Here is a 12,386-nt window from a genome sequence, read left to right on the forward strand (position 1 = left end):
CGTTCATCTCGCTGGCGCCATGATCTGGCTCAAATGAATGTCGATCCGACCTAGGCTTCCGCCAGTTCGGCCAGCATCTCCAGCGCCGTCATCACCGCCCGCGCCCGCACGCCGGAGCGGTCCTCGCCGGCGAACACCTCGCGCCGCACGATCACCCGCCCATCGGCCTGCGCGGCGGCGAAATGCACCAGCCCGACCGGCTTTGAAGCCGAACCGCCGCCCGGCCCGGCAATGCCGGTCACCGACACGCCGAGCGAGGTGCCGGCAACGCGCAGCAGCCCGGTGACCATTTCCCGCGCCGTCTCCTCGCTTACCGCGCCATGGGCATCGAGCGTCGCCTCGGAGACCCCGAGCAGATCCATCTTGGCCTGATTGGCATAGGTGACGAAGGCCCGGTCGACCACGTCGGAGGAGCCGGCGATCTCGGTCAGCGCGCCGCAGACCAGGCCGCCGGTGCAGGATTCCGCCGTCGCCACGGTGAGGCCGCGCGCCCGGCACAGCGCCAATACGCGGGTGGCGAGTTCGTCGCGCGCGCTCATTGTTCGTCCTCGCTCCAGGGCAGCCGCACCGTGGCGGTGGCCAGCGCGGCGATGCCCTCGCGCCGGCCGGTGAAGCCGAGCCGCTCGCTGGTGGTCGCCTTCACGCTCACCCGAGCCAGTGGCAGGCCGGCTATGGCGGCGATGCTCGCGCGCATCGCCTCGCGGTGCGGGCCGATCTTCGGCTCCTCGCAGACGATGGTGGCATCGAGATGCGCCACGCGCCCGCCCTTGGCCGCCACCAGTTCCACCGCATGGCGCAGGAACTGGTCGGAGGCGGCGCCTTTCCACTCAGTCTTGGAAGGCGGGAAATGAAAGCCGATATCCTGCGCGCCGATGGTGCCGAGCAGCGCGTCGGTCAGCGCGTGCAGCACCACATCGGCGTCGGAATGGCCGGCGAGGCCGCGCCCATGCGGAATGGCGATGCCGCCGAGCATCACATGGTCGCCCTCGCCAAAGGCGTGCACGTCATAGCCGGTGGCGGTGCGCACATCGGCCAGATCCTGAAGCTCGCGTGCGAAAACCCGTTCGGCGCTCACGAAATCCTCCGGCGTCGTCAGTTTGAGATTGGCGGCATCGCCGGCGAAGCTCGCCACCCGGTGCCCGGCGGCATCGGCCACGGCGGCGTCGTCGGTGAGGTCGTCGCGCCCGGCGAGCGCGCGATGCGCCTCGCGAATCAGCGCGTATCGGAAGCTCTGCGGCGTCTGCACGCTGCGCAGCAGGTCGCGGTCGGGACCGGAGATCACGAAGCCTTCCGCCTCGCAGCGCTTTACCGTGTCGACCAGCCGCAGCACCGGCACCGCCGCCCCATGCTGCGCTGCGGCCGCCAGCGCGTCGGCGACGAGGCGCGCGGTGACGAAGGGGCGGGCGGCGTCGTGGATCAGGACCAGCTCCGGGGGAGCGTCCGCCAGCGCCTCCAGCCCGGCGCGCACCGAGGCTTGGCGCGTCGCCCCGCCGGCCACCGGCGCCGCCAGCCGGTCCGCGCCGAAGCTGTCGGCGAGGCCTTGCGTGGCGTCGGCGTAGAGCGCGGCATGGGCAGGATCGATCACCGTCACCACCCGGCGGATGCCGGGCTGGCCAAGGAAGCGCTCCAGCGTATGGCGCAGCAGCGGGCGTCCCCCCACCGGGCGATACTGCTTCGGCAATCCGTCGCCGGCACGGGTTCCGCGCCCGGCGGCGACCACGATCACGTCGGCGCGCATGTCGGCCCGCACATCCGCCTGCACTTCCGCTCTCCCGAAACCCGCCGGCACCCGGCGCCGCCTCTCCCAGGGTACTGCCCCAGGGTCTTGCCCCAGCCCCCCGTTTAGCGCAAAAGCGGCGCGGCGGTGCAAAAGTTTCGAACTATCCCATGCAGGAGACTTGATGACGGGCGCCGTCTGTCTATTATGTAGGCACCGCCCGCTGGGCTCATTTCCTGTGCACCGAGTGATCATCGCTTGATCGTTGCTGCCTTTCCGAACGCCACTCTGACCGTCGGGCCACTGACGCTGCCGAATCGCGTCGTGCTGGCGCCGATGGCGGGCATCACCGATGCGCCGTTGCGGCGCATGGCGCATCGCTACGGCGCCGGGCTGGTCATATCGGAAATGGTGGCGTCGGAGGCACTGGAATCCGGCCATGCCGAGACCACGCTGCGGGCCGAGGCGGCCGGCGTGCCCGTGCATGCGGTACAGCTCGCCGGCAACCAGCCGGCGTCCATGGCCCGCGCCGCCATGATGGCGGAGGCATCCGGCGCGGCATTGATCGACATCAATATGGGCTGCCCCGCCAAGCGCGTCACCACCGGCCTCGCCGGGGCGGCGCTGCTGCGCGACCTCGATCTCGCCACCGCCATCATCGCGGCGGTGGTCGGCGCGGTGAAGGTGCCGGTGACGCTGAAGACCCGCCTCGGCTGGGACGATAGCGGCCTGATCGCGCCGGAGCTGGCGCGAAGGGCGGCGGATATCGGCGTCCAGCTGGTCACCATTCACGGCCGCACCCGCTGCCAGTTCTACACCGGCAGCGCCGATTGGCGCGCGATCGCCAGCATCGCGTCGGCCGTCGATCTTCCGGTGCTCGCCAATGGCGATCTGGTGGCGGCGGAGCAGGTGCCGGCCATGCTGGCGGCCTCGGGCGGGGCGGGGGTGATGATCGGGCGCGGCGCCCAGGGGCGTCCGTGGTTCCCGGGGCAGGTGGCCGCCTATCTCGCCCAATCTCCCGACGCCCGCCACGTGCCGGCCGATCCGAGCCTCGCCGAGCAGTGCGATGTGCTCCTGGAACTCTATGAGGACTGGCTGTCGCATTACGGCGTCGATCTCGGGCGCCGGCAGGCGCGCAAGCATATCGGTTGGGCACTGGAGGCGGCCGCGGTCGCTGCCGGCCGGGCACCGGATGCGCTCGCCCATTGGCGCAAGCGCATCCTCACGCAGGATGCGCCGCGTGAGGTCCGCACCGGCATTCGCGCCGCCTTCGACGAATTGTCATGGAGTGCCGCAGCATGAAGACGCTCAAGCCCGATGCAGGGGCCAAGTCTGCAGGGGCCACTTCTGCAGGGGCCAAAACCACGGCGGGCAAGCCACCGTCTGGCCAGTCTTCCCCGGCGCTGGAAGCCGGCAGCCCGGCGATGTCGGATGCGGTGGTCAATGCGTTGCCGCACCCGGTGTTCACCGTCGCCGACGACGACCGCCTGGTCGATGCGAATGTGGCGGCCGAGGCGTTCTTCGAGGCCGGGCACGCCGTGCTTGCTCGCCATCGGCTGCAGGAATTCATTCCTTTCGGCAGCCCGCTGCTGGCGCTGGTCGAGCAGGTGAGGGCGACCAATTCGGCGGTGAACGAGTATCGCGTCGATCTCGGAACCCCGCGCAACGGTGGCGAGCGCATCGTCGACATCCATGTCGCGCCGCTGACGGAGGCCGCCGGCCATGTGGTGGTGATGCTGCAGGAGCGCACCATTGCCGACAAGATGGACCGCCAGCTCACCCATCGCGGCGCCGCCCGCTCGGTCACCGCGCTCGCCTCGATGCTGGCGCACGAAATCAAGAACCCGCTGTCCGGCATTCGCGGCGCGGCCCAGCTGCTGGAGCTCAACGCCAGCGACGACGACCGCTCGCTGACCCGGTTGATCACCGACGAGGCCGACCGCATCGTCAAGCTGGTCGACCGCATGGAGGTGTTCTCCGACGAGCGGCCGATCGAGCGCGAGCCGGTGAACATCCATGCGGTGCTGGAGCATGTGCGCACGCTCGCCTCCAACGGCTTCGCCCGCGGCATCCGTTTCGTCGAGGAGTACGACCCGTCGCTGCCGCCGGTGCTCGCCAATCGCGACCAGCTGATCCAGGTGTTCCTCAATCTGGTGAAGAACGCCGCCGAAGCCATTGGCGACAGCCCGGATGGCGAGATCATGCTCACCACCGCCTTCCGCCCCGGCGTACGGCTCACCGTGCCCGGCTCGGCGACGCGGGTCAGCCTGCCGCTGGAATTCTGCGTCCGCGACAACGGCCCCGGCGTGCCCGAGGACCTGATGCAGCACCTGTTCGACCCGTTCGTGACCACCAAGCCCACCGGCACCGGCCTCGGCCTCGCTTTGGTCGCCAAGATCGTCGGCGACCATGGCGGCATCATCGAATGCGACAGCCAGCCGCGCCGCACCACCTTCCGAGTCCTCATGCCTATGTATCGCGGTGCCGCCCGCGGCACTGAGAAGAATTGAGAGCGCCATGCCCACGGGAAGTATTCTGGTCGCCGATGACGATGCCGCCATCCGCACCGTGCTCAATCAGGCGCTGTCGCGGGCCGGCTATGAGGTGCGTTCCTGCGGCAATGCCGCCACGCTGTGGCGCTGGGTGAGCCAGGGCGACGGCGATCTCGTCATCACCGATGTGGTGATGCCGGACGAGAACGCCTTCGACCTGCTGCCGCGCATCAAGAAGGTGCGCCCCGATCTGCCGGTCATCGTCATGAGCGCGCAGAACACCTTCATGACCGCCATCCGCGCCTCCGAGCGGGGCGCCTACGAATATCTGCCCAAGCCCTTCGACCTGAAGGAGCTGATCGCCATTGTCGGCCGGGCTTTGTCGGAGCCGAAGAAGCACGATCTGGCGCCGAAGGGCGGCGACGAGGTCGATGCCATCCCGCTGGTCGGCCGCTCGCCGGCGATGCAGGACATCTACCGCGTGCTGGCGCGGCTGATGCAGACCGACCTCACGGTGATGATCGCCGGCGAGAGCGGCACCGGCAAGGAGCTGGTGGCACGGGCGCTGCACGACTACGGCAAGCGCCGCAACGGTCCCTTCGTCGCCATCAACATGGCGGCGATCCCGCGCGACCTCATCGAGAGCGAGCTGTTCGGCCATGAGAAGGGGGCGTTCACCGGCGCCAACGCCCGATCCGCCGGCCGCTTCGAGCAGGCCGAGAGCGGCACGCTGTTCCTCGACGAGATCGGCGACATGCCGATGGAGGCGCAGACTCGGCTGCTGCGCGTGCTGCAGCAGGGCGAATACACCACGGTAGGCGGGCGCACCGCGATCAAGACCGACGTGCGCATCGTCGCCGCCAGCAACAAGGACCTGCGCATCCTCATCCAGCAGGGCCTGTTCCGCGAGGACCTGTTCTTCCGGTTGAACGTCGTGCCGCTGCGGCTGCCGCCGCTGCGCGAGCGCACCGAGGATATTCCCGATCTGGTGCGCCACTTCTTCCTGCAGGCCGAGCGCGAAGGTCTGCCACGCAAGCAGATCGACATCGCCGCCCTCGACCGGCTGAAGCGCTATCGCTGGCCGGGCAATGTGCGCGAGCTGGAGAACCTGATCCGCCGCCTCGCCGCGCTGTACCCGCAGGAGATCATCACCGCCTCGATCATCGAGGCCGAGCTCGCCACCCCGATCTCGACCGCGACGCCGGAGGAGACTGGCCAGGACGAGACGCTGTCCTCCTCGGTAGAGCGCCACCTCAACACCTATTTTGGCGGCTTCGGCGAAAACCTGCCGCCGCCGGGCCTCTATCACCGCATCTTGAAGGATGTGGAATACCCGCTGCTTTCCGCCGCCCTGGCGGCAACACGCGGCAACCAGATCAAGGCCGCCGAACTGCTGGGACTCAACCGCAACACCCTGCGCAAGAAGATCCGCGACCTCGATATCCAGATAATCCGCACGAGTCGTTAGTGGCGTGCTGACCTTCAAGTGATGTGGATGCCGGCCGATTAAATGCGGCCGGCTCTGGCGCATGTCACATTTTTGCACCAGTGTCGTTTCATTGCATCAGTCGCGTCGGACCGAATCGAACCGTCCGTCGCCACGGTGAGGCATGACGGACACAGACAGAGCACGAGACACGGAAAGCCGCGATATCCCCGACCTCGGGGGTATGGGCTTTCGATTCTCGCTCTGGGGCCTGGCGCCGCTGGCGGTTCTGACCGCACTGGTCACCTCACTGGTCAGCTTCATCATCCTGATCGGCATCACCCCGCTGGTGCCGTCGCAGGAGATCGTGGTCGTCGTCCTCTGCATCAACGGCGTGATGTCGCTGATCCTGCTGGGGATCATCGGCCGCGAGGTCTGGCGCATCGTCAAGGCCCGCCGCAGAGGCCGGGCGGCGGCGCGCCTGCATGTGCGGATCGTCGGCCTGTTCGGCATCGTCGCCGTGGTTCCTGCACTATTAGTAGCGCTTTTGGCGAGCATCACACTAGATCGTGGGCTGGATCGTTGGTTCTCGGTGCGCACCCGCGCCATCGTCGACAACGCGGTATCGGTGGCGCAAACCTATGTTCGCGAGCATGCCTATTCGATCCGTGGCGACGTCATGGGCATGGCGCGCGATCTCCAGCGCATCCGCCCGCTCTGGGACACCGACCGCAGCCGCTTCCGCCAGGCGATGACGGCGCAAGCGGTGGTGCGCGGCCTACCGGTGGCGATGGTGATCCAGCGTGATCTCGCGGTGGTCGACCGCACCACGATCCGCACCGGCCGCGAGTTCGTCGTGCCGTCCAATCTCGCGGTGAAGGACGCCACCGATGAGCAGCCGCTGATCTACCTGCCGACCGATGCCGACTTCGTCGGCGCGGTTATCCCTTTGAAAGAATTCGGTGATTTGTTCCTTTACGTGGCGCGGCCTATCGATCCGCGCGTAATCAATTATCTCAAGGAGACGCAGGCCGCAGTTGCCGACTACCGCAACCTTGAGCAGCAACGCATCGGCGTGCAGGTCGCCTTCGCGCTGCTCTATGCGGTGATCTCGCTTACCGTGCTGCTCTGCGCGGTCTGGCTCGGCATCCATTTCGCCAACCGCCTCGTCGCCCCGATCCGCCGGCTGATCGGCGCCGCCGACCTCGTGGCGGCCGGCAATCTCTATGTCGAGGTGCCGGTGCGCCGGACCGAAGGCGACCTGTCGAGCCTCGCCGAAACCTTCAACAAGATGACGCAGGAGCTGCGCACCCAGCAGAACGACCTGGTGCAGGCCCGCGACCAGATCGATACCCGCCGGCGCTTCACCGAGGCGGTGCTATCGGGAGTGGGTGCCGGCGTCATCGGCGTCGATTCCTCCGGATCCATCACCATCATCAACCGTCCCGCCGAGAAGATGCTGGGCGTGAGCGAGGATGACGCTCTCGGCAAGCCGCTCGGCGACATCGTGCCGGAGATCGCGCCGATGCTCGTCGAAGCGATGGGCGCCGGCCCGCGCACCGTCCAGGGCAACACTTCGCTGTCGCGCGACGGCCGTGACCGGGTGATCGCCGTGCGCTTCACCACCGAGCAATCGCGCGAGGCCGATCACGGCTGGGTCGTCACCCTCGACGACATCACCGAACTCGTCGTCGCCCAGCGCTCCTCTGCCTGGGCGGACATCGCCCGCCGCATCGCGCATGAAATCAAGAACCCGCTCACCCCGATCCAGCTTTCCGCCGAGCGGCTGCGCCGGCGCTACGGCAAGGTGATCGGCGAGGACCGGGAGGTGTTCGACCAGTGCACCGACACAATCATCCGCCAGGTGGGCGACATCGGCCGTATGGTGGACGAGTTCTCGTCCTTTGCCCGCATGCCCAAGCCGGTCGTCGAGGAGCATGACGTCGCCGAGACGGTGCGGCAGGTGGTGTTCCTGATGCGGGTTGGCAATCCCGAGATCGACATCCGCTTCGATGCGCCCGAAGGCCCGGTATCGGCGCGCTTCGATCGGCGACTTATCTCGCAGGCGCTTACAAATATCGTGAAGAACGCGACCGAAGCCCTTGAAGGCATTACGCCGGAAGATCGGGTAGAGCCACCGCGAATCAAGGTCGAACTTGCATCCGACGAGCGCAATGTCACCATCGACGTGATAGACAACGGCAAGGGTCTGCCGACCGAGAACCGCGCAAGACTACTCGAACCTTATGTGACGACACGCGAAAAGGGCACCGGCCTAGGCCTCGCCATCGTCGGCAAGATCATGGAAGAACATGGCGGCGGCATCGAGCTTGCCGACGCCCCCGAAGGCCGCGGCGCCTGGATTCGCCTGCGCTTCCTGCGCTCGGGCGCCGGCCTTCCCCACCTCGTAACCAGCGATAAGACCGCGCCTGCACCGCAGGCCGGCTGAAGGAGACCCGACCATGGCGACCGACATTCTGATTGTCGACGACGAGGCCGACATCCGCGGGCTGGTTGCCGGCATTCTCGAGGACGAGGGCTACGGCGCACGCACCGCCAAGGACAGCGACGAGGCGCTTGCCGCTATCGAGGCACGCCGCCCGCACCTCATCTTCCTCGACATCTGGATCGAGCGCTCGAAGCTCGACGGCCTGCAACTGCTCGAGGTGATCAAGCGCCAGCACCCGGATGTGCCGGTGGTGATGATCTCCGGCCACGGCACCGTCGAAACCGCGGTAGCCGCGATCAAGCAGGGGGCCTACGACTTCATCGAGAAGCCGTTCAATTCCGACCGACTGATCCTCGTCGCCAACCGGGCCATGGAAACGCTGCGGCTGAAGCGCGAGGTGCGCGACCTCAAGCAGCGCGCTCCGGTTGCCCAGCAGTTGATAGGCAAGTCCTCGGTAATGAACCAGTTGCGCCAGACCATCGAGCGGGTGGCGCCGACCAACAGCCGCATCATGATCGTCGGCCCCTCCGGCTCCGGCAAGGAGCTGACCGCGCGCATGCTGCACGCCGCCTCGGCCCGCGCCAACGGTCCCTTTGTGGTGATCAACGCCGCCGCCATCACGCCCGAGCGCATGGAGGTGGAGCTGTTCGGCGTCGAAGCGATGTCGGGACAGGGACGGCAGGTCGGCGCGCTGGAAGAGGCGCATGGCGGCACGCTGTTCATCGACGAGATAGCCGACATGCCGCGCGAGACGCAGAACCGCATCCTGCGGGTGCTGGTCGACCAGAACTTCATGCGCGTCGGCGGCACTACGCGCGTCTCGGTGGATGTGCGGATCATCTCCTCCACCGCTCGTAATCTGGAGAAGGAAATCGCCGAGGGCCGCTTCCGCGAGGATCTTTATCATCGCCTCGGCGTCGTGCCGATCCGGGTACCGCCGCTGGCCGAACGCCGCGATGATGTGCCGGAGCTGGTGGAATTCTTCCTCGAGCAGATCTCCCAGGGCACCGGACTGCCGCGCCGGCGCATCGCCGACGACGCACTCGCCGTGCTGCAATCACATGATTGGCCGGGCAATGTGCGCCAGCTGCGCAACAACATCGAGCGGCTGCTGATTCTCGCGACCGGCGAGCCCGACGCACCGGTGACGGCGGGCATGTTGCCGCCGGATGTCGGCTCCCTGGTGCCGAACCTGCCCAATGGCAGCGGCGGCGAGCACCTGATGGGCCTGCCGCTGCGCGACGCCCGCGAGGTGTTCGAGCGCGAATATCTGGTGGCGCAGATCAGCCGTTTCGGCGGCAATATTTCACGGACCGCCGAGTTCGTCGGCATGGAGCGCTCGGCGCTGCACCGAAAGCTGAAGGCGCTCGGCATCGGCTAAGCTGTTCCGCGCGAAGCGCCGATGGCGCGGCGGGTGGAATGATATAGTGTCCGGCGTGAGAGTTTGGGGGGAGCGATGAAGGTCGTCATCTGCGGTGCGGGCCAGGTAGGTTTCGGCATCGCCGAACGTTTGGCGGCCGAGCAGAACGACGTGTCGATCATCGACACGTCGCCACGCCTTATCCAGGCGGTGACCGATACGCTGGATGTGCGCGGCTTCGTCGGCCACGGCTCGCATCCCGACGTGCTGGAGCGTGCCGGTCTGGAAGCCGCCGACATGCTCATCGCGGTGACGCTGCACGACGAGGTCAACATGGTCGCCTGCCAGGTCGGCCATGCATTGTTCGACGTGCCGACCAAAATCGCCCGCGTGCGCGCCCAGAGCTACCTCCACGGCCACTGGCGCGACCTGTTTTCGCGCGACCACCTGCCGATCGACGTCGTCATCTCGCCGGAGATTGAGGTCGGGGAGATGGTGCTGCGCCGCCTGTCGCTGCCCGGCGCGGTCGACACGGTGAGCTTTGCCGAAGGTGCCGCCGTGGTGGTGGGCGTGCGCTGTGCCGACGATTGCCCGGTGCTCGACACGCCGTTGCGCCAGCTCACCGACCTGTTTCCGGATCTGCGCGCTGTGGTGGTGGCCGTTAACCGGAAGGGGAGGGTGTTCGTGCCTCGCAGCGCCGATGCGCTGATTGCCGGCGACCTGGTCTATTTTGTCGCCGGCACCGACCAGGTGACCCGTACCCTGTCGATCTTTGGCCATGACGAACCACCCGCGCAGCGGGTCGTCATCGGCGGCGGCGGCAATATCGGCCTCTACGTGGCGCGGGAACTGGAGCGGCGGAATCCCCGCGCCCGGGTGAAGCTCATTGAGGAGAATGCCGAGCGCGCCGAGGCTATTGCACAGGAGCTGTCCAAGACGGTGGTGCTGCGCGGCAGCGCGCTCGACCGCTTGATCCTCGAGGAGGCCGCAGTCGGCGATGCCGACATGATGATCGCCGTCACCAATGACGACCGCGTCAACATCCTGTCCTGCCTGCTTTCGCGCGAGCTCGGGGCTCATGGCATGCTCTCGCTGTTGAACGATCCGAACTACCCGGCCTTCGCCCGCGGGCTCGGTATCGACGCTTACGTCAATCCGCGGCAGATCACCGTCTCCAAGATCCTGCAATATGTCCGCAAGGGACGTATACGCGGCGTGCATTCGCTACTGAACGGCGCCGGGGAGGTGATCGAGGCGGAAGCGCTGGAAACCTCGCCTTTGGTCGGCAAGCCACTGCGCAAACTGGATCTGTTCGATGGCATGCGCATCGGCGCCATCATGCGCGGTGGGCAGCTGATATTGCCGCGTGGCGATGTCGTCATCCACGCGCGCGATCGGGTGATTCTGTTTGCGCTCGCCGACCGGGTAAAGCGGGTGGAGCAGATGTTCCGGGTCAGCCTGGAATTCTTTTGAGAGGCGCAGACAGATGATCGCGCTCGCCCGCTACGGAGCCGCCGCCGCCTGCGTGGTGACGGTGTTCTTGCTCGCCGCAGCGATGGGCGCGCTGCTGCGGCACGAGGACGGTGCGGCGGCGTTCCTGGCGACTGCCCTGCTCACCGTATTCGGCGCCGGCGCCGTCTATCTGGGACTGCGCAACGTCAAGGCCCAGCTCGGCCGCCTGTCGTCCTTCGCGCTGCTGCTCGTGCTCTGGCTGGGCATTCCGGCGATTGCCGCCTTTCCCATCTACGCGACCACGCCGTTCACTTTCGCCCAGTCCTGGTTCGAGGCGATCTTAACCTTCACGACTACCGGTGGCGGAGCGATCCACGACGTGGATGCGCTGCCGCGGGCGACGCTGGGCTGGTTGCTGACCCTGCAATGGACCGGCGGGTTGCTGACCCTGGTCGGCTTTGTCGCGGTGCTGGGGCCGGCCGGCGTCGGCGGATTGCCGGATCACGCCGAGCGCAGCCATCTGCTGCGTCGGAGCGGGGCGACCTCCCTTTCCGACGCCCTGCGGCAGGTTCTTCCTTTCTATTTTGGCGCCACGGTGGTCTGCACGGTGATGCTCTATGCGGTCGGTCTGCGGGTGTTCGACGCCCTCGGCCTTGCCGGTGCCGCGCTATCGACCGGCAGCGTGCTGCCGGATGCCGACGGCATGGCGGCCTATGGGCATTTCGCCGTCAAGCTGGTGATGATGCTGTTCATGCTGGTCGGCGGCACCAGCATTCTCTGGCATCGCATGCTCCTCACCCGGCGATTTCGCCTGGCGCTCGGCCAGCAGGAAAATCTCGGCGTGGTGCTGGCGAGCCTCGTTATCGGCATCCTCGCCGCCGCCGGCTGGTACGCGACGCCGATCGGCCACCAGTCGCTACCGCTGGCACTGGAGGACGGCCTGTTCACCGGCATCGCGCTGGTGACCACCACCGCCATCGAGCCGCATGCCGGCGCTTTCGCGGTCCTGCCACTGGTCCTGGTGCTGGTGGTCGTTTTTGTCGGCGGCGCGAGCTTTTCCTCGGCGGGCGGCATCAAGATGTACCGTGCCGCCGCCATGGCCGTGCAGAGCTCGCTGGAGCTGGAACGGCTGGTGCACCCCAATGCGGTGCATCCGCGCCGCCTCGGGCAGCAGAGCATCACCATGCAGATGATGAAGGCAATCTGGCTGTGCTTCGGCGTGGCTTGCTGTGTGGTCGTGATGTTGACCGCGGCCATCGCGCCGGCAATGCCGAGCTTCGAGTCGGCTCTCGTCGCCATCGTCGCCGCGATCAGCAATGCCGGACCGATTTATTCTGCCGGCTGGACGGAAGGCGTCGTCTGGCCGGATTGGATCGCGCTGCCGACCTACGCCCAGCTTATACTGGCGATCGCCATGATTCTCGGACGGCTGGAGATCCTCGTCGTCGTGGGATTGGCGCATTTCGCCTTTTGGCGGCGGTAACCTTGAG

The 12,386-nt window shown here is 67.2% G+C and carries 9 protein-coding genes; 7 read left to right on the forward strand and 2 right to left on the reverse strand.

Annotated elements, in window-relative coordinates:
- Positions 1-50: 50 nt before the first annotated feature.
- Positions 51-539, reverse strand: coding sequence for a CinA family protein (locus KHC24_RS00015; RefSeq protein WP_213358410.1), 489 nt, complete (start codon positions 537-539; stop codon positions 51-53).
- The gene (locus tag KHC24_RS00020; RefSeq protein ID WP_373878575.1) at positions 536-1,750 is read right to left on the reverse strand and encodes a bifunctional 2-C-methyl-D-erythritol 4-phosphate cytidylyltransferase/2-C-methyl-D-erythritol 2,4-cyclodiphosphate synthase; all 1,215 of its coding nucleotides are present in this window, start codon (positions 1,748-1,750) and stop codon (positions 536-538) included. Before KHC24_RS00020 ends, KHC24_RS00015 begins: the two co-directional genes overlap by 4 nt.
- A 225-nt stretch (positions 1,751-1,975) precedes the next feature.
- Here KHC24_RS00020 and dusB point away from each other — a divergent pair, with 225 nt between their 5' ends.
- The 7 genes from dusB (at position 1,976) to KHC24_RS00055 (ending at position 12,379) form a co-directional block, all read left to right on the forward strand.
- On the forward strand, positions 1,976-3,019 hold the full coding sequence (gene dusB, locus KHC24_RS00025) for a tRNA dihydrouridine synthase DusB (protein ID WP_271180571.1): 1,044 nt from the start codon (positions 1,976-1,978) through the stop codon (positions 3,017-3,019).
- 122 nt (positions 3,020-3,141) lie between these two features.
- The gene (locus tag KHC24_RS00030; protein WP_213358823.1) at positions 3,142-4,227 is read left to right on the forward strand and encodes a two-component system sensor histidine kinase NtrB; all 1,086 of its coding nucleotides are present in this window, start codon (positions 3,142-3,144) and stop codon (positions 4,225-4,227) included.
- A gap of 7 nt (positions 4,228-4,234) precedes the next feature.
- Positions 4,235-5,677 (forward strand): nitrogen regulation protein NR(I), encoded by a 1,443-nt coding sequence (gene ntrC, locus KHC24_RS00035; RefSeq protein ID WP_213358411.1) that lies wholly within the window; start codon positions 4,235-4,237, stop codon positions 5,675-5,677.
- Positions 5,678-5,879: 202 nt separating this feature from the next.
- Positions 5,880-8,084, forward strand: coding sequence for a sensor histidine kinase NtrY-like (locus tag KHC24_RS00040; RefSeq protein ID WP_213358412.1), 2,205 nt, complete (start codon positions 5,880-5,882; stop codon positions 8,082-8,084).
- 13 nt (positions 8,085-8,097) lie between these two features.
- Positions 8,098-9,465, forward strand: coding sequence for a nitrogen assimilation response regulator NtrX (gene ntrX / locus KHC24_RS00045; protein ID WP_213358413.1), 1,368 nt, complete (start codon positions 8,098-8,100; stop codon positions 9,463-9,465).
- A gap of 75 nt (positions 9,466-9,540) precedes the next feature.
- Entirely contained in the window at positions 9,541-10,917 is a 1,377-nt protein-coding gene (gene trkA, locus KHC24_RS00050; RefSeq protein ID WP_213358414.1) for a Trk system potassium transporter TrkA, read from the forward strand.
- A gap of 13 nt (positions 10,918-10,930) precedes the next feature.
- Positions 10,931-12,379 carry a TrkH family potassium uptake protein gene (locus KHC24_RS00055; RefSeq protein ID WP_213358415.1) on the forward strand — a complete coding sequence of 483 codons (1,449 nt, stop codon included), beginning with the start codon at positions 10,931-10,933 and terminating at the stop codon, positions 12,377-12,379.
- Positions 12,380-12,386: the final 7 nt, after the last annotated feature.

The sequence above is a fragment of the Ancylobacter defluvii genome, assembly GCF_018390605.1.
Classification (GTDB): domain Bacteria; phylum Pseudomonadota; class Alphaproteobacteria; order Rhizobiales; family Xanthobacteraceae; genus Ancylobacter; species Ancylobacter defluvii.